Genomic DNA, 18,491 nt, shown 5'->3' with positions numbered 1-18,491 from the left:
CTTGAAGGTGTGGTCGATGGCGTCCTTTTCAACGACCCATTCGAGCCTTGCGCAAGCCGAGTTTTCGCACGGTCTTTTCGCCGTCCAGTTCGGTGGTGAGTTCATAAAGTGGCTGACCGCCCTGCCCGGCCGGCCACCACAAATCAGGGTCTTTGATTGTGACAGTGTGGTGAAAGACATTCTCACCCATCGACACCGACACCTTGTCGGCGACGGTCTGTCCACCAATAGTGTGGGTGAGTTCAATGTCGCCACTGGCGAAGGCGAAGACGCTGGTCTTGATAGTCAGTTCCACCGCACGCTTTGAATGGTTCTGATCGACTTGAACGCTGTCCTGCCGCGCCAGTCGAGACTTTCGCAGGCTCATTGTGCCATAGACACCAATCGGCATCAGGCAAATGCCCCAATCCCAACCGGCGTGACAGGCGGCCTTGCGCACAAAGTTCATGTGAATGCCGGCAAGGCCGTTGGTCTTGTAATTATTGGTAAAGGGAATTGGAAATGGATGCGCCTCGGCCCGCGCCTTGGCGACATCGCGGGTAATGCCGAATTCGATGCGCAGGGTATTTTTGCCCTCCAGCACCTTGCCGCTGACGTCGATGTCATAGCGGATAAAGGCGTTTTGGGCCGAGGCAATGGCTTCACCATTTAGAAAGACCTTGGCGATGCAGTCAATCTCAGACAGCGTCAGTGTCAGATAGCCGTTGATCTGGTCGGGCGTGGCGACAAATTGGCGCTCGACCGCCCAAGCTCTTTCATTGACCCACATGACTGCCTTTTCGTTGCTGGCGAAATAGGGATCGGGAATTTCACCATTGGCGAGCAGCGCGGTGTGCACGTCGCCGGGCAGGTCAATCTTGGCATTGGTTTTATGAATGGGCGATGAGAGGCTATAGGTGCCTGCCAGATCCAACACCGAATAGCTGATATTGGCGCCATCGGGCGCAACAATTTGAACCAATTTACGCTCCCCCCACCGGATATTTGGTATCCGGTCTGTTTGGTGGCTCAAGCTGAGCCGTCCCATGCAATCGATTTCATCGCACTATTAGGCGATAGTGAACCGGTTTCCAATGGGACAAAATTGCATTTCGCACGGCGCCAACCGTCCTGCGAGGAGCGCTGGGAGCCTCTACGATAGTCCCCAGCGCCTGTTTTATTGCGCCGCCGTTTCGACCGTATCGGCATCGATAAAGCCACCGGACTGACGATGCCACAGGCGGGCATAGTGACCACCCAGTTCGAGCAGTTCGGCGTGGCTTCCCTGCTCGACTATCCGCCCCTCATCCAAGACGATCAATCGATCCATGGCGGCTATGGTGGAGAGGCGGTGCGCAATGGCGATGACGGTCTTGTTGGCCATCAGCATTTGCAGCTGGCTCTGTATCGCTGCCTCGACTTCGCTGTCCAGCGCCGAGGTCGCTTCGTCAAGCACAAGAATTGGCGCGTTTTTAAGCAAGACCCGCGCAATGGCGACGCGCTGGCGCTGACCACCGGACAGTTTTACACCGCGTTCGCCAACATGTGCATCGTAGCCGACACGCCCATGGGGGTCCGTCAGTGTCTCGATGAAAACATCTGCTTCGGCCTGCGCAGCGGCGTGGCGAATGTCTGCCTCGCTTGCGTCGGGGCGGCCATAGGCGATATTTTCTCGCACCGAACGATGCAGCAGCGAGGTATCCTGGGTGACAACACCAATATTGGCACGCAGCGAATCCTGGGTGACGGTTGAAATGTCGGTACCATCGATCAGGATACCGCCTGCCTGCCGATCGTAGAATCGCAACAGCAGATTGACGATGGTTGACTTGCCCGCCCCGGAGCGCCCCACCAGACCAATTTTCTCGCCGGGTCGGATGTGCAGGTTCAATCCCTCGATGACCCCGCTTTCCTTGCCATAGTGAAAGGCGACATTCTCAAACCTGATATCGCCATTGACCGTCTCGATCGGTTGTGAATTGGGTTTATCGGCGACCATTCGCGGCAGCGATATCGAGGAAATACCATCCCGAACCGTACCGATATTTTCAAATAGCGACGACATTTCCCACATGACCCATTGGCTCATCGCCTGAAAGCGCATGACGAGGCCAAGCGATACGGCCAAGGCACCCGGTGTCATGGTGCCGATCAACCAAAGCCAGATTCCAACAGCGCCGACCCCGAACAGCAGTGCCGAATTGAGCCACACAACGGCAACATTGAGTATGGTTGCCAGACGCATCTGGCGATAAACGGTATCAAGAAAGCCATCCATGGCCTGACGGGCATATTTCTCCTCGCGATTGGAATGGGAGAACAGCTTGACCGTGGCGATATTGGTGTAACTGTCGACAATGCGACCGGTCATCATCGAGCGCGCATCGGCCTGAGCCTGGGATATTTTGCCCATCCTGGGAATGAAATAAACCATCAAGGCGACATAGCCCGCCAGCCACGCAAGGAACGGCAAAGCCAGACGCCAGTCACTGCTCGCTGCCAAAATGGTAGCGCCGGTAAAATAGACAACTACATAGACCAGCATGTCGAGCAGTTTCATGACCACTTCACGCACGGCAAGCGATGTCTGCATCAGCTTGGCGCCGATACGTCCAGCGAACTCATCCTGAAAATAGCTCATCGACTGGCGGATAAGATAGCGGTGGCTCATCCAGCGGATACGATGAGGGAAATTGCCCAACAGGGTTTGATGCATGGTCGCGGTACTGATCACGACAATGCCGGGCAGAACCAGCAGTACGAATACCCCCATCAGCGCCAGTTTCCAGCCATCGGTTTCGATAAAAGTCGACCGATCGGCCGAGGCCAGCCAATTGACCACGTCGCCGACAAAACCGAACAGAACGATCTCGCCGACGGCAATAAGTGCCGCTGCGCTGGCCATCAGGGCCAACCATTTTTTGGCGCCATGGCTATAGTGCAGGCAAAATGCCAGCAGGCCCTTTGGTGGCTCCGAGGGTTCGGCCTCGGGATAGGGATTGAGTCGGGTTTCAAACCATTGCATCAGCCGCGTAATCATGATCGCCTCTCAACAGGGATCGAGCGACGCGGCAAATCCGTGTTCCAAGTGGAGCGCGACTTCCCGCTGGCCAAACCAGCCCGATCAACCCAATATCTGATACCGTTCCCGCCACGCCGCAGATTTGGCGTTACCGAGACCGTGCTGCGATGCAAATCGTGACCCAATGCCGTCAAATTTGGCGTAGAAGGGTGTGATAGGCGAACGCTAGCCGCACAGAATACACGAAATCGACCAATTGGCTACCGCCCGAATGCGGGATAGAACAAACACAATCGCAACTGGATATTTGCCTATGCGCACCGATACCGAGCACACCATTTTTCTCAAGGACTATGCGCCCAGCCCCTACAGGATAGTTGCGGTCGATCTCGATTTCGATGTTTCGGACAAGGTGACGATTACCCGGGCGCAATTGACCATCGAGCCGGGCGACGACACCCCCCGGGTACGCCGCTGGTGCTTGACGGAGACGGGCTGAGCCTGTCCTCGATTGCCATTGATGGGGCACCGTTGATTCAATCGGCTTTTGCCAATGATGCCAACAGCCTGACCATCATCGAGCCGCCGCAACGCCGATTCGTGCTCGAGACCGAGGTACATTTGACCCCGGAGACCAACACCAAGCTCATGGGACTCTACCGCTCCAACGGTGTGTGGTGCACCCAGTGCGAACCTGAAGGTTTTCGCCGCATAACCTATTATCTTGATCGCCCCGATTGCCTGGCGGTTTTCAAGGTCACGATTACCGCCGACGAAAAAGTGGCGCCGGTGTTGCTTTCCAACGGCAATCTGGTCAACCAAGGCGACGCGGGCGATGGCAGGCATTTTGCCGTCTGGGAAGACCCCCACCCCAAGCCAGCGTATCTCTTTGCCATGGTGGCCGGAGATCTCGGCTCGATTACCGACAGTTTCACAACCGCCTCGGGTCGCAAAGTCGATCTGGCGATCTATTGCGAACATGGCAAGGAAAGCCAGTGCGACTGGGCCATGGACAGTCTCAAGCGCTCGATGGCGTGGGACGAAAAACGCTTTGGCCGCGAATATGATCTCGATATCTTCAACATCGTGGCGGTCAGTGATTTCAATTTTGGCGCGATGGAAAACAAGGGCCTGAATATTTTCAACGACCGGTTGGTTTTCGCCCAGCCCGAAAGCGCCACCGACGCCAATTATGCTGGTATCGAACGGGTCATTGCCCATGAATATTTCCACAACTGGACCGGCAACCGCATCACCTGCCGGGACTGGTTTCAGCTGTGTCTTAAAGAGGGTTTGACGGTTTACCGCGACCAGGAATTTTCCTCGGATGAACGCAGCCGCCCTGTCCAGCGCATCCATAATGTCCAGGGACTGCGCAGCGCACAATTCCCCGAAGACAGTGGTCCTCTGGCGCATGCACCAAGGCCGGATCACTACAAGGAAATCAACAATTTCTATACAACCACTGTCTACGAAAAGGGTGCCGAAATCGTCAGGATGCTGGCAACGCTTCTGGGCGAGGCCGGTTTTCGCAAAGGCATGGACCTCTATTTTGAACGCCATGATGGCGAAGCCACGACAATCGAAGCGTTTTTGCAGGTCTTTGCGGACAGTAGCGGCATGGATCTTGACCAGTTCAAGACCTGGTACCTGCAAGCAGGTACGCCCCAGGTCAGTGTGCGCGACAGTTACGACGCAAAGAGCCAGACCTACAGTCTCGAACTTGACCAACTCACCGCCTCGACCCCGGGTCAGTTAGAAAAATCTGCCCTGACCATACCAATCCGGTTCGGGCTTATTGGCCCGAATGGCAGTCCATTGGGTTGGACAAGCGTCAGCGGCGCAGAGGTGCGTGACGATTTGATCGTCCTGAGTGAAGACAGCGCGATGCTGCGGTTTGAAGGCGTCGCCAACCGACCGGTTCCATCGCTGTTTCGCGAGTTTTCGGCGCCGGTTCAGGTCCATGCCGACCGCTCGCAGGAAGACATGCTGTTTCTGGCCCGGCATGACAGCGACCCGTTCAATCGCTGGGAAGCGTTGCAGGAGGTCAGTTCGACCCTGCTGATCGATGCCGTCGGGGGCAAGCCCTGGAGCGCGCCGGCGCTTGATGGCCTGCGCAGCGCCATGCTGGAAACGCTGGAAAGTCGCGAATTGGACAATGCGTTCAAGGCGCTGGCGCTCGATATTCCCGACACATCGGTACTTGGCCAAAAAATCGGCAAGGACATTGATCCGGCAAATATCAGCGCCACGCGCAAGGCCTTCATTGCCGCACTGTTTGCTCCGGCAGTCGAGACGCTGGAAACTGCCTATGACGGTTTGTCGAGCAGCAAACCCTATGCGCCCGATGCCGAACAGGCCGGGCGCCGTGCCCTGCGCAATCAGTTGCTCAAGCTTGTGGTCACCGCGAGCAAGGATGACCAACTGGCGGTCAAGCAATATGACGACGCCAGCAACATGACGGACCGCTTCGCGGCTTTGGCGATTGTTGGTACGCAATGGACCAACGATGCGTCGGCCATGCTGGCGGATTTCCACACGCACTATGCCATCCACGACCCACTGGTTCTGGACAAATGGCTGACGGTCAGCGCCCGTGCCGACGATGACGATGTCATTGGCCGGATGGAAGCAATATTGGCCGACCCTGCCTTTCCAAAGAGCAATCCAAACCGGTTGCGCTCATTGGTGGGAAGCTTCGTTTTGGCTAACCCCGTACAGTTTACCCGTGTCGACGGGGCCGGGTTCCGATTCGTGACCAGGTTTGTAGCGGATGTGGACGGGCGCAACCCGCAGGTGGCGGCACGGGTTCTGACCGGGTTCAGAATCTGGCCGATTCTCGAGCCAAAACGGCGAGAAGCCGCCCGTGCGGCCCTGACGAGCCTTGCAGCAATCGGCCAGCCTCAGTCGCAATACTGCCGACATTCTGGGACGGATGCTTGCGGACTAGCAGAGAGGACAGACGAGTGCCAAAGATTGGAAGATTTTTTCTTCGGCGCTAAGTGATTCAACAGACTCACGAAAATGGCGCGCGGGCAATCGCGCCGCTTAGTGGGGTCTGGACAATCACACCCGGCTTGATTCATTGTTTGTTAAGGACAAATCGGGCGGGGACTATTTCCCGAAAACTATGGAGACGGGCATGCGGTCGTCGGATATTTCCGACGTCGGCGCCGAAGGATTCGGTACCGACGATCAGGCAACAATTGCTTGCCAAACCGCACCCAATGTCGGGCTTCTCCGCCTTTCAGTCTGCCGAAATCCGTCTTTCAATGCGGTCGCCATTACCGCGCTCACCAGCGCTGGCCTGTTCATAATCTATGATATGGCCCGCACCAGCGCCGAGGTCGGTTCGATAGACGGCGTCTGGCAGCGCGCCGCAATTGTCGGGCTGATGGCGCTGGTGCTGATCTGTATCACGTTGCTCAGATATGGGCCGCGCCCCGATGCCAGTCAGCGCGCCAGTTTCCAAACCCTGGTCGGCGCGATGCCCTTGGGTGTGGCGTGCTGGACCGAATCCGGGCGCATGATCGTATGCAACGAACAATATCGAAATCGACTGAACCTGACGAGCAGCGGTCTGCGCGACGCCGCCACCTATCACGAGGCCGTCAAGCACCTGATCCAGGGTGGCTATATGAAGCTGCTCAATGACGACGACAACAACCGTCTTCTCGAATTGCACCGGCACGATGGCAGTTGTCTGTTGATCGATGAGCGTCCGCTGGAAACCGGTGGGTTCATGACGTTGGTGTCAGATGTTACCGAACGCAAAAAAACTGACCTGCTGCTCGATTCAATCCGACAGGAGCAACGGCTTCTGGCACGCCGCTATCACGAGGAAAAGCTGAAGGCGGAAGCTGCCAGCCGATCCAAAACCAACTTTTTGGCCCACCTCAGCCACGACATTCGTACCCCGCTCAATCACATCATTGGCTTTGCCGAACTAATGGCCCATGAAACCTATGGCGCGCTCGGCGATCAACGATATCGCGACTATGTCGAGACGATAAAATCCTCAGGCGAGGGCCTGCTGGCTTCGTTTGCGACAATCCTTGACCTGGCCGAGCTTGAAAGTGGACAAAAAGTGCTGCGCAGTGAGCCGATGCAGGTCGACGCTCTGATCGAGAGTGCAGTCTTGCGTTATCGCGGACAGGCGGCGCGCGCCGGCGTGGAGTTCCTCCTCGGCGATGGAACACAGGCGATAGTGTGTGCCGACAAGCTGGCGTTGCAGCGGATGCTGGGTAATCTTATTGACAATTCGCTCCGTTTTACCCCGCGCGGCGGCTCCATAACAGTTGCAGCCTATGCGGCGGCTGACGGGGTGGTGATCGAAGTGTCCGATACCGGTCTTGGCATGTCGGAGGAGCGGCTTGAAAGCCTTCAGCAACCATTCGCACTGGGAGACGCGCGGTTCACGCGCGAGGGCGTCGGTCCCGGCCTTGGGATTTCGATTTCACGCGCCATTGCCGAATTGAGTGGCGGGCATATGGCCATCGACTCCAGTCCAGCAACCGGGACCACGGTCGCGATTTCCCTGCCCGCTATGGACGGCAGCACGGGCGTCATGCAGGCGGCGGAATGAGTTAAAGTCGAGCAGCCTTTTCATACCATCGTGCCGCCGCCTTACTCACCTCATCCTGCATCGTCACCAGATCCAGTTCCAGTCGCGAAAAGTCGGGATAGTTGGTCAAACCAGCCAATAGTTCCCGGAATGCGACACTCCAGGCTTCGTCCTTGAACGGGCTGATCAGCGCAACGCTCATGACTTGCAGGATCGTTGAGTAGACGCTGTGGATTTCAGCCAACCGGGTGCCCTGCTCCAGCAAACCGGTTTCACCCATCCGCTGCAATACCTTGGTCGTCAGTGCCTGCGGAGCGGCGACCTTGGCACCGGCTACAAGCTGGGCCGACTGCGCGATAAATTCGAGGTCGACCAACCCCCCGGCGGCGAGCCTTGAGGTCGAACGGATGACGAGCGGGCCGCTCCTCGGCCATCAGTTTTCGCATCGCCAGGACGTCGGCAATGGTCTTTGTCACATCGCGCGATCGCTCGATAATCTCGGCGATGGCGTCGTCAATGACGTAGCCCAGATCGCCGTCGGCCATGACAACGCGGGCGCGGCTCAGCGCCAGATGTTCCCAGGTCCAGGCGTTGTCGCGATGATAGGATTTAAAGCCCGCAAGACTGGTGGCTAGGGGCCCTGCATTGCCTGAGGGCCGCAGGCGCATGTCCGCTTCATAGAGTACACCTTCAGCGGTTGGTGCCGTTATCGCGGCGACCAGCCGTTGCGTCAGGCGCGTAAAGTAATGATTGGTGGTGAGGGATTTATCGCCATCCGACTCGGCTTCGAGCGGCGCGTCATAAAGCAATATGAAATCGAGATCGGACGAAACGGTCATTTCGCGGCTGGCCATTTTGCCAAAGGCCAGCAAGCCCACCTTGGCATCGGCGATCTTGCCATGACGCTTTTCGAATTCGGCCCGCACGGCATCAAACAGGCGGCGCAAGAGCGCCTGGGCCAGCGCAGTGAACTGTTCCCCGGCAATTGTTGCACTCAAGGTGCCCGACAATAGACCGGCGGCGATCAAAAATTGCTGTTCCTGACCAATGATGCGGGCGCGGTCGATGGTTTCCTCGTAGGAGCGCCCTTCCCCCAGAAAGGCGTCGACCTTGGCCACCAGCACATCCTGGTGGGTCACGTCATCTGCAAAGGCGGGGTCGATCAACCCGTCCATGACATGGGCGCGATGAATGACGGCCTCGGCCATTCGCGGCGCCGATGCCATGAATTGAACCAGCAGCTTGCGAAGTTGCTGATGGTTTCGGATCAAGGCGAACAGTTGCACACCGGTGGGCAGGCGAGACAGAAAATTGTCAAACTGCGCCAGCGCCTGATCGGCATTTCCGGCATTGCCCAGTGTGTTCAGCAAGGCGGGCAGGAGTTCTGTCAGATGGGCGCGCGCGGCTGAAGCGCGGGTTGCCGGGTAGCTGCCATAGTGCCATTTTCGAACCGTCTCGATAGCCTTGCTCGCGTCGGAAAACCCCATCGCGGTCAAGTTCTCCAGCGTACCCGGATCATCGTCAGAACCGGTAAATACCAGATTGCCCTCGCCGCTTCCCAGAGTTTCGCCGTCGGCGAACAGGTCCGAGTAGTAGTGGACTACCAATTCAAGTGCGGCGCGATAATCGGCTTCAAATTGCGCCAGATCCGCCTGCCTCATGAGAAGCGCGATGGTGGCAACCTCGTCGCGGGTGCCGGGCATGGTGTGGGTTTGCTCATCGGCCAGCATTTGCAGACGGTTTTCAACCGCGCGTAGATACCAATAGGTATCTGTGAGACTCAGTTGCGGTCTTGTCGCTTATCCAGTTGGCTTCGGCCAGCGCCGCTAACGCCATGGTCGTCGGCTTGACGCGCAGGGTGGCGTCGCGCCCCCCCGCAATCAGTTGCTGGGTCTGGGTGAAAAACTCGATCTCGCGGATGCCGCCCCGCCCCAGTTTGACATTATGCCCCTCGACCCGGATATCGCCGACCCGCTTGGCGATATTGATCTGGCGCTTCATGGCTTGAATATCGGCAATGGTGGCAAAATCGAGGTGCTTGCGCCAGATGTAAGGTGCCAACTCCTTGAGAAATGCCGCACCCACCTGTTGATCGCCTGCGCAGGCGCGCGCCTTGATCCAGGCGGCACGTTCCCAGTTCTGGCCCCGGCTTTCATAATAGGCAAGGGCGGCATCAAATGAGATGGCAACGGGGGTGGAGCCGGGATCGGGGCGCAGGCGCAAATCGGTGCGGAACACATAGCCATGCTCGCGTCGATCCTCCATCAGGCCGACCAGCTTCTGGACCATGCGGGAATAGATTTTTGTGGCTTCGCCGGGATCGGTCAAAACGCCTTTTTCCGGATCGAAGAACACCACAATATCGATATCGGAGGAATAGTTGAGTCTCGCGTCCGCCATGTTTACCCAATGCAAAAATGGCGAGGCCGCAACTGGTTGCAGTCGCATCTTCAACCGATAAATTCAATTGCCCCTTTTGTGCTGCCTGGCGAACCAACAGATTGAGCGCGGCGTCCAGCGCCGCGTCGGCAAGATCGGACAATGCCGCGGTAGACTGCGCGGTACTCCAGGCACCGCCCGTTTCCGCCACAGCCGCCAGCAGCGCGGTGCGCCCCTTGGCGATCTGCAAAACTGGCGCCAACGACTCTTCGTCTGCCGCCGATTTACCAACGGCTTCGACGTTGGCGAGAATATCGGCAAACGCTGCATCGGCTTGGTCGGCCAAAACCTCGGCCAACCATTGTGCGTTGGCGCGGGCCATATCGAGCAGAAAGGGTGCCGACTGCAACAGTGGACCAAGACACGGCGTTGCAGCGCTCATGCGCTCCTGAAGTTCGGGCGGCAGTTCGCTCAACCAAAGATCGACATCCGGATGATCAATTTTGGGCAGGGGTGAAAGATCAATGCTCATTGCCAAGGGATAGCGTGGCGGCTTGAGCGCGACAAGGGGCACGAGCACCAGCGCCACGCCCCGCTACATGGACGTGGGCCGCGATTGCAATCGCTCTCAAGCAACGGGCAGGTCGATGATGGCGCGAACGCCGGGAGCGTTGTCGTCGAGCCTGGAACGTGCCCTTGTGCAGGCGGGTGACTGCATCCACCAAGGACAGGCCAAGCCCGGAGCCTGGTTCGGTACGACTTTTTTCGAGTCTGACGAAGCGCTCCAGCACGCGTTTGCGGTCCGCCTGCGGGATGCCGGGGCCGTTATCGCTGACCTCGATGATCACGCGACTGTCTCGTTGCTCGACGCTCACCCGGATTTTTCCGGCGACGCCCGCGCCCGGCTCATGATATTTCATGGCGTTCTCAACCAGATTGACCATGGCCTGACCGATCAATTCGCGATTGCCGTGCAAGTGGATGCCGTCGGCAATCGCTGCCTCCAGCTCAAGCCCGGCGTCTTCAGCGACGGGGCCGTAAAGCTCGGCGACGTCGGCGACAACCGCGCTGACATCAACATCGCTCAGGGCGCCCGAGGGCGCACCTGCTTCGGCTCTGGCAATCATCAGCAGCGCGTTGAATGTCTGGATCAGCTTGTCGCTTTCAACAATGGTGGTTTCGAGCGCGATGCGGCGCTGTTCATTGTCCGCCCCATCGCGCAGCGCCGACTCGGCCTGATTGCGCAGGCGGGACAGCGGTGTTTTCAGGTCGTGGGCAACATTGTCGGTGACTTCCTTGAGGCCCTGCAGCAGCTGTTCGATGCGGTCCAGCATGGCGTTGAGATTGGTCGCCAACCCATCAAACTCGTCATTGCGACGGGTAATGGGAATGCGCTCGGACAGATTGCCGGACATGATGGTGGTCGAGGTGGCACTGATGGCATCGATGCGCCGCAGCACGCGGCGCGCAGTGACGCCGCCGGCTATCAACGAGAACAGCAATATGCCGCCCACCCCCACCAGAAAGCTCTGAATGATGATGGCGGTAAAGCCGCGCCGTTCGACAACGTCGCGGCCGACGATTAGGCGCAAGCCGCTATCGAGCAATATTGAACGGGCAACCGCATAACCGCGCCGGACGTCCTCGGGGCTGTCATCGTTGGCATCGATAGGCAGCGAGCGCTGATATTCAAAACTGTACATCCCCGGATTTTGCAGCACATCGGCGGGAATGGTTGAAACATTGCCGAGCAGATACTGGCCCGACAGGTCGCCAAGATAATAGATGCCCGGGCCGGGATTGCGCGAGAGCCGTTCAATGGCAAAGGCGATGCCGCGCACGCCCTGCTGATGTTCCAGGCGCTGGACCTGACGCACTTCGCGATCAATGTCATTGGCCTGCTGGCGTTGAATCTGAACACTGGACTGCCAACCGATAAAGCCCATCAGCAATATCGAGAACAATACAAAAATCAGAATGAAGGTCGCGGTCAGCCGAACGGTTGAGGTGCGCCATATCTGGGCCAGTCGATACACGCGCTACTCGCGGATCATGTAACCGGCGCCGCGCACGGTTTGCAGCAGCGGATTGGCGTGGCCCTTGTCGATCTTGGCGCGCAGACGCGACATGTGGACGTCGATCACGTTGGTCTGGGGGTCGAAATGATAGTCCCAGACATTTTCCAGCAGCATTGTCCGGGTCACGACCTTGCCGGCGTTTTTCATCAGATATTCGAGCAGGCGAAATTCGCGTGGTTGCAGCAGAATGGTATCGCCGTCGCGCTCGACCTTGCGGGACAGTCGATCCAGCGACAGCCCGGCGACTTCATAGCTGGTGGCCGCCTCAGAGGGGCTTGTGCGCCGCGCCAGCACCTCGACGCGCGCCAGCAATTCGGTGAAGGCGTAGGGTTTGGTCAGATAATCATCACCGCCGGCCCGCAGGCCGGTAACACGATCATCGACCTCGCCAAGCGCGGACAATATCAAAACGGGTGTCTTGTCGTCTTCAGCCCGCAGTGACTCAACGATGGAAAGTCCATCGCGGCGGGGCAACATGCGGTCGACGATGAGCACGTCATAGTCCATGCCCGAAGCCATGGCGTAGCCGGTTTCACCGTCAGCGGCGTGGTGGGTAACGTGGCCAGCTTCGTCCAGCGCCTGGATGAGATAGCTGGCGGCCTCACGATCATCTTCGATTAGCAGGATTTTCATGTGCGGCCCCAACGATGCGACCTCGGGACCAAGCCCCGAGGTCGCCAAATTGATTATTCAGACAGTGGCAAGCCGACGAAGCGGGCCTGCCCATCACGGCTGGCTTTCACCAAAGCTGTGCTCAATCCCTTGTCCTTGACACCCTTGATGGCGGCTTCGAATTCGTCAAGCGTGGCAACAGGCTTGTTGTCGACTTCGAGAATGGCGTCACCGACGGCAAAGCCTTTTTCCGCTGCGGGGCTGTTCTCATCGATATTCTGGATGAGAAGGCCACCGCTGCCATCAGAATTGGGCACCAGGGTCAATCCAACGCTGGACTTTGCCGGCGCAACTTCTTCCTGGGGCACAGGCGTTGCGTCCTGCGCATCGGCGGTCTCTTCCTTGAGCGTCTCGAGCGTGACCTTGACCTTGGTTTCAGCACCATCGCGCCAGATGGTCAGTTCGACCGGTGTGCTTGGTGCCTTGCTGGCAATGGTGCGCGACAGATCGAGCGCGTCACTGATCTGCTTGCCGTCGACAGCGGTAATGATATCGCCGGAAACAATGCCCGCCTTGCCGGCAGGACCATCAGGGGTCGGTTCACGTACGATGGCACCCTTTGGCGAGGGCAAACCGACACTGTCGGCAATGTCGCGCGTTACGTCCTGAATGGACACACCCAGGAAGCCACGAACAACCGTGCCACCCTTGATCAACTGATCAACGATTTGCTTGACTGTCGATGCAGGAATAGCGAAGGCGATACCAACATTACCACCATTTGGCGAATAAATTGCGGTATTTACGCCGACAACCTCGCCCTTCAGGTTAAAGTCGGGCCCACCCGAGTTACCCGAATTGACAGCCGCGTCGATCTGAAGGAAATCACCGTAGCTGGAGCCACCGATGTCACGGCCTTCGGCCGAGATGATGCCAACCGTTACGGTGCCACCAAGACCGAATGGATTGCCAACGGCCACCACCCAGTCACCAATGCGGCTACGCTCGGTTTCAAGTTTGACGAACGGCATATCGGTGCCATCGATCTTGAGCACGGCCAGATCGGTCCGCTCGTCGGTTCCGACAATGGAGGCAACCTTTTCGTCGCCATTGTCAAACACCACGGTAACCTTGGTGGCGTCCTTGACCACATGGTTGTTGGTGACGATATAGCCGTCCGCCGAGATCACAAATCCCGAACCGGCAGCAAGAAACTTACGCGGCTGAGGCTTATCCTGACCATTGCCGCCCTGCTGGCCAAAATTGTCGAAAAAGTCCTTGAACGGATGCCCGTCTGGCAGATCGGGGAAGTTGAAATTCGGCTGCCCGCGGCGCGAACCGGATGCACCGGTCTCCTGCGCTTCAACCAGAATTGAGACCACCGCCGGTTTAACCGCCTCGACCAGATCCGCAAAACCTTGCGTTGGCGCGACACCCGGCGGCACGATCTGCGCGGCGGGTTGGACTTGAACCTGCGCTGTTGCCTGTTCACTGGTCATGACCAGGGCGGTGGATACACCACCCATGGCAACGATTAATGCCAGGGCGGAGGCACCGAGCCAGCGACGGGTACGCGAAAGAAATGTCGAACGCATCTAATCAGTCTCCTTGGTAAAGCTCTCAACAGCTTGTGGGCCTATAGATATAAGAGCCGTCATTGCTGCTAAGTTGCGCTCACATTAAACTATGGTAATGCTCGCGGCAGCACCAAGGCGCCAGGGTGCCCAGCTTTGATCACATTGTAACCGTTCAGCGCCGATCCGGGTCCGCAAGGTTGCGCGACAGATCGTTGAGCGCTGTCTGCTCCTCCTTTGTCAGCTTTTCGGGACGACTGGGCTGGGCGCGCCTTGCCGCAAAGAACAGGATGAGCAGACCCGCCAGCAGCAGCACCGGCGCCGCACCCCACAACAATATTGTCCGGGGTTCGATGCGGGGACGGAGCAAAACAAATTCGCCGTAACGATCAACAAGATATTGGCGCACCTGATCGTCACTGTCTCCGGCAACAAGACGCTCGCGCACCAAAAGGCGAAGATCGCGCGCCAGATCGGCGTCAGAATCATCGATGGACTGGTTTTGACACACCAGGCATCGGATCTCGGCGGAAATATCACGCGCCCGGGATTCAAGGGCCGGATTGTCCAGCACTTCATCGGGGCTGATAGCCAGCGCAGACATGGGCGACAGGCACAGCACCATCACCAGCACCGCGCGCAGCCACCCCATCATGCCGCCCCGCTGGTCTGGCGCGCGGCGCGTTTGGGAACGCCGACCCGCAAGCGACGATCCGTCAGTGACAGCGCGCCGGCAAATGCCATAAACAGCGCGCCGATCCAGATCAGCGTGATGTAGGGTTTGTGCCAGAGACGCACAACATGGGTGCCGTTAACCGCTTCCCCGAGTTGCAGGTAAAGCTGGGAAAACCCATAGGTCTGGATCGCCGCTTCGGTGGTTTGGGACCCACTGGCCAGATAGGTGCGCCGAGCCGCCTGCATCTGGCGCGTACTATGGTCGGTGCTGGTCACGGTAAAGGTGCCGACCTCTGCGGTGAAGCCTGCGCCATTGACCGGACCAAAACTGTCAAAGGCGATGGTGTAGTCGGCCAATGTTGTTGTTTCACCGGGATTGAGTGTTGTGACCAATTCGGTTTCCCAGGCGCTGGTCGCCACAATACCCAGCACGGTGACGCCGACGCCGAAATGGGCAATCGCGGTTGCCCATGTGGTGCGCGGCAACCCGGCCAGACGCCGCACGCTGTCCATTGGTGGAATGCGACCGATCCGGCCGCGTTCGACCAGTTCGGCAAAGGCACCAAACGCAACCCAGAAACCCAGCAGCAGACCGATGGGTGCCATGGAAATTGTCACGCCGCTCAGTGCCGAAATCAACACCGCCAGGAAAATCGCCAGCGCCGCCACGGCGATCAGGCGCTGGGCGGCGGCAACCACATCGGCGCGTTTCCAGGCGAGCAGTGGCCCGAAGGGCAGCACGATCAAGAGCGGCGACATCAAAACGGCAAAGGTCAGATTAAAGAAAGGTGGGCCCACCGATATCGACACGCCGGCCAATGCGTCCAGCACCAACGGATAGAGCGTGCCGACCAATACAGCGCCGGTTGCTGTTGCCAGAAACAGATTGTTGAGGATCAGTGCCCCTTCGCGGCTGACCGGTGCAAACAGGCCGCCAAGGCGCAGCGACGACACTCGCAGGGCAAACAATAGAAATGCCCCACCGATGAACAGCGCCAATAACGACAGGATAACCAGACCGCGCGTGGGGTCACTGGCAAAAGTGTGTACAGAGGTCAGAATACCCGAGCGCACCAGAAAGGTACCGAGCAGCGACAGCGAAAAGGTGATGATCGACAGGAACACTGTCCACACCTTGAGCGCGTTTCGTTTTTCCATCACCAGGGCCGAATGCAGCAGCGCCGTACCGGCCAGCCAGGGCATGAAACTGGCATTTTCCACCGGGTCCCAAAACCACCAGCCGCCCCAGCCGAGTTCGTAATAGGCCCAATAGGACCCCATGGCGATGCCCAGAGTCAGGAACAGCCAGCTCAAAATGGCCCAGGGCCGTACCCAGCGGGCCCAGGCCCCGTCGATCCTGCCGGAAATCAGCGCGGCGATGGCGAATGAAAAGCAGATCGAAAAGCCGACATAGCCGACATAAAGCAACGGCGGATGAATGGCCAAGCCAACGTCCTGCAGGACTGGATTGAGATCAGACCCTTGAAGCGGGGCCGGAGAGAGGCGCCAGAACGGGTTGGAGGTGAAAATCGTGAAGCCGGTGAAGGCGGCGGTCAGCAGTGCCTGCATCGCCAGTACCAGTGTCAGCAGGTCGCGGGGCAGGTTTTTACCAAAGACGGCAACCATGGCGCCAAAACCGACCAGGATCAAAATCCATAGCAACATGGAGCCTTCATGATTGCCCCAGACGCCGGAAATCTTGAACAGCAGGGGAATGACCGGGTTGGAGTTGTTGGCCGCCAGCGCCAGGGAAAAATCTGACACAATGAATGCCTGGATCAGCGCGACAAAAGCCACCGCCGTCAATACAAACTGCAGCAGCGCGGCCTGGCTGACAAATTGGGCAATTCGCTCGCCGCTGCGCCAGAAGGTAAAGCCGCCAATGGCGGCGACACTGGCGATGGCGAAAGCGAGAATGAGAGCAAAATGGCCGAGTTCGATGGGCATCAGTTTGCGGCCTCTGTCTCGGGGTGCCATTCGCCGCGTGCCCTGAGGGACTCGACAACCTCTTTTGGAATATAGTTTTCGTCGTGCTTGGCCAAAACGTTGGTGGCAGCAAAGTCACCCTGTGGCGTCATCGCGCCTTCGGCCACTACGCCCTGCCCATTGCGAAACAGATCAGGCAGGATGCCGACAAATTTGGCCGTGACCTCGGCGCCGCCATCGGTAATGACAAAGGTGTTGGTCTCCCCGTCCCGCACCCATGAGCCATCCTTGACCAGCCCGCCAAGGCGAATGGCCTGTCCGGGCGCTACAGATTGGGCTCGCAGGTCAGACGGGGCATAAAAGAATACAATCTGATCACGCAGCGCCACCAGCACCAGCGTCGTGGCCAGACCGACGACGATGGCCAAGCCGCCGATGACCGCAAGGCGTTTCTGCTTGCGGGTCCAGCCTCGTTTTTTGCTCAGGGATGGCGATGTCATGGCTTGGCTCCCTCTAATGTCAGCCCGCCGGCGGCGGCAATGGTGTCGAGATCGGCGCGGTCGAACGTTTTGGGATAGGCTTGCACGGCCGCGTCATAAGTCTGTTGGGCCGACTGTTTGTCGCCCAATACCAGATAGGAGCGCACCAGCCGCACCCAATCCTCAATCGGGCCGCCCTGATCCGCCAACCTTGTTGCCAGTCCCCCGACCATGCCCTGGATCATGGCGTTCTGATCCTCAGCGCTGATATCTGCACCCTCCTCGGGCACGCCATCGGCCTCCGCCAGTTTTAACCCACGATTTGCCGTCGCCAGCCAGGGTTCGCCACCCTTGGACAGTGCCAGCAACGCCTTCCAGGCGTCAACGGCGGCAGGATAATCTCCTTGTCGCGTCAACTCACCGGCGACATAAAATCGTGCCCGGACGTCGCCGGGGTCCAGTATCAGGGCATTTTGCAATAGTCTCATCGGCTCGCCTGAGGCATCGCCATCGGCCTGCATCAGGAGCGCTTCGGCCAGATCCGTTTGTGCGGTGGCCGTCTTGTCGCCCAGCGCCACGATCCGGCGATAGGCTTTGGCGGCGTCCGCAAACCGTTGTGATTGCATATAGACCGGTGCCAGGACACGCCAGCCACGCAGATCATCGGGATTGCTGGCCAGTTGCGCTTCAATCCGGGTCACGGCTTCCTTGATGTCTATAGCCTGGGCGGCGTCAGCGCGGCTTGCTAATGGCTGGCTGGGCATATCGGGGCGGCCCACAAGTTGGTAGGTGCCCAGCGCCAGAACGCCAATGGCCAGGATCGCAGCAAACGCCATATTGCCGCCAAATAACAGCCCTTTTGAGGTCGTTGAAACCTCTGCCTTGTGGCGCATGATTTCGCGGGCCAGTTCGCCCTTTGCTGCCTCGGCCTCGGCCTCGCCGAGCTTGCCGGTGGCACGGTCAGCATCGATGGCTGCCAAAACCTGCTGGAAATGCCTGTTGGTTGCTACTGAATCGCCTGCTGCCGCGTTGACCGGACGGGCAGTAGCCGCATAATACAACGCAGCACAGGCGATGGCGGTAACGATAGTGACTATTAACCAGAGCAGCATAGGTTGGGATAGGCTCGACGCCGTGGGAAATTGATGGTCCCGCATCTATAGTCGCAATGTGGCGGAAAACCACAAAAACGCGCGTGATCGG

At 58.5% G+C, this 18,491-nt stretch carries 13 protein-coding genes and 2 pseudogenes; 2 read left to right on the top strand and 13 right to left on the bottom strand.

Annotation, left to right across the window (positions count from 1 at the left end):
• Window positions 1-28: 28 nt before the first annotated feature.
• On the bottom strand, window positions 29-961 hold the full coding sequence (locus PSQ19_RS00640; RefSeq protein ID WP_282219183.1) for a glycosyl hydrolase 2 galactose-binding domain-containing protein: 933 nt from the start codon (window positions 959-961) through the stop codon (window positions 29-31).
• Between the two features lie 195 nt (window positions 962-1,156).
• Entirely contained in the window at window positions 1,157-3,019 is a 1,863-nt protein-coding gene (locus PSQ19_RS00635; protein WP_282219182.1) for an ABC transporter ATP-binding protein, read from the bottom strand.
• A 295-nt stretch (window positions 3,020-3,314) separates the two neighbouring features.
• Between PSQ19_RS00635 and pepN the strand changes: the two are divergent.
• Both pepN and PSQ19_RS00625 read left to right on the top strand, forming a co-directional pair.
• A pseudogene (pepN, locus tag PSQ19_RS00630) lies at window positions 3,315-5,951 on the top strand (aminopeptidase N).
• A gap of 192 nt (window positions 5,952-6,143) precedes the next feature.
• The gene (locus tag PSQ19_RS00625) at window positions 6,144-7,586 is read left to right on the top strand and encodes a sensor histidine kinase (protein WP_282219181.1); all 1,443 of its coding nucleotides are present in this window, start codon (window positions 6,144-6,146) and stop codon (window positions 7,584-7,586) included.
• Window position 7,587: 1 nt separating this feature from the next.
• On the opposite strand, the gene PSQ19_RS00620 is transcribed toward PSQ19_RS00625, so the two are convergent.
• From PSQ19_RS00620 to ccmI, 11 genes and pseudogenes are all read right to left on the bottom strand, one after another.
• Window positions 7,588-7,845: a hypothetical protein gene (locus PSQ19_RS00620; RefSeq protein ID WP_282219180.1), complete on the bottom strand. Its 258-nt coding sequence runs from the start codon at window positions 7,843-7,845 to the stop codon at window positions 7,588-7,590.
• Entirely contained in the window at window positions 7,838-9,295 is a 1,458-nt protein-coding gene (locus PSQ19_RS00615; protein WP_282219179.1) for a DUF294 nucleotidyltransferase-like domain-containing protein, read from the bottom strand. The genes PSQ19_RS00620 and PSQ19_RS00615 overlap by 8 nt, the downstream gene beginning before the upstream one ends.
• A gap of 13 nt (window positions 9,296-9,308) precedes the next feature.
• A complete protein-coding gene (locus PSQ19_RS00610) occupies window positions 9,309-9,965 on the bottom strand; it encodes a [protein-PII] uridylyltransferase family protein (RefSeq protein WP_282219178.1) in 657 nt (218 codons plus the stop codon).
• 46 nt (window positions 9,966-10,011) lie between these two features.
• A pseudogene (locus PSQ19_RS19610) lies at window positions 10,012-10,326 on the bottom strand (hypothetical protein); the annotation flags it as partial.
• Window positions 10,327-10,465: 139 nt separating this feature from the next.
• Window positions 10,466-11,980 (bottom strand): sensor histidine kinase, encoded by a 1,515-nt coding sequence (locus tag PSQ19_RS00605; RefSeq protein WP_282219177.1) that lies wholly within the window; start codon window positions 11,978-11,980, stop codon window positions 10,466-10,468.
• A 3-nt stretch (window positions 11,981-11,983) separates the two neighbouring features.
• The gene (locus tag PSQ19_RS00600; protein ID WP_282219176.1) at window positions 11,984-12,655 is read right to left on the bottom strand and encodes a response regulator transcription factor; all 672 of its coding nucleotides are present in this window, start codon (window positions 12,653-12,655) and stop codon (window positions 11,984-11,986) included.
• Window positions 12,656-12,708: 53 nt separating this feature from the next.
• On the bottom strand, window positions 12,709-14,229 hold the full coding sequence (locus PSQ19_RS00595) for a Do family serine endopeptidase (protein WP_282219175.1): 1,521 nt from the start codon (window positions 14,227-14,229) through the stop codon (window positions 12,709-12,711).
• A gap of 154 nt (window positions 14,230-14,383) precedes the next feature.
• Window positions 14,384-14,863, bottom strand: coding sequence for a cytochrome c-type biogenesis protein (locus tag PSQ19_RS00590; protein ID WP_407649053.1), 480 nt, complete (start codon window positions 14,861-14,863; stop codon window positions 14,384-14,386).
• Window positions 14,860-16,830 carry a heme lyase CcmF/NrfE family subunit gene (locus PSQ19_RS00585; RefSeq protein WP_282219174.1) on the bottom strand — a complete coding sequence of 657 codons (1,971 nt, stop codon included), beginning with the start codon at window positions 16,828-16,830 and terminating at the stop codon, window positions 14,860-14,862. The genes PSQ19_RS00590 and PSQ19_RS00585 overlap by 4 nt, the downstream gene beginning before the upstream one ends.
• Window positions 16,830-17,309 (bottom strand): cytochrome c maturation protein CcmE, encoded by a 480-nt coding sequence (gene ccmE, locus PSQ19_RS00580; RefSeq protein WP_282219173.1) that lies wholly within the window; start codon window positions 17,307-17,309, stop codon window positions 16,830-16,832. The genes PSQ19_RS00585 and ccmE overlap by 1 nt, the downstream gene beginning before the upstream one ends.
• Window positions 17,306-18,445, bottom strand: a complete 1,140-nt coding sequence (ccmI, locus tag PSQ19_RS00575; RefSeq protein ID WP_282219172.1) for a c-type cytochrome biogenesis protein CcmI — start codon at window positions 18,443-18,445, stop codon at window positions 17,306-17,308. Before ccmI ends, ccmE begins: the two co-directional genes overlap by 4 nt.
• Between the last annotated feature and the right edge of the window lie 46 nt (window positions 18,446-18,491).

This window comes from Devosia algicola, assembly GCF_028816455.1.
Lineage (GTDB): Bacteria > Pseudomonadota > Alphaproteobacteria > Rhizobiales > Devosiaceae > Devosia > Devosia algicola.
This window is presented reverse-complemented; position numbering and strand designations above follow the sequence as displayed.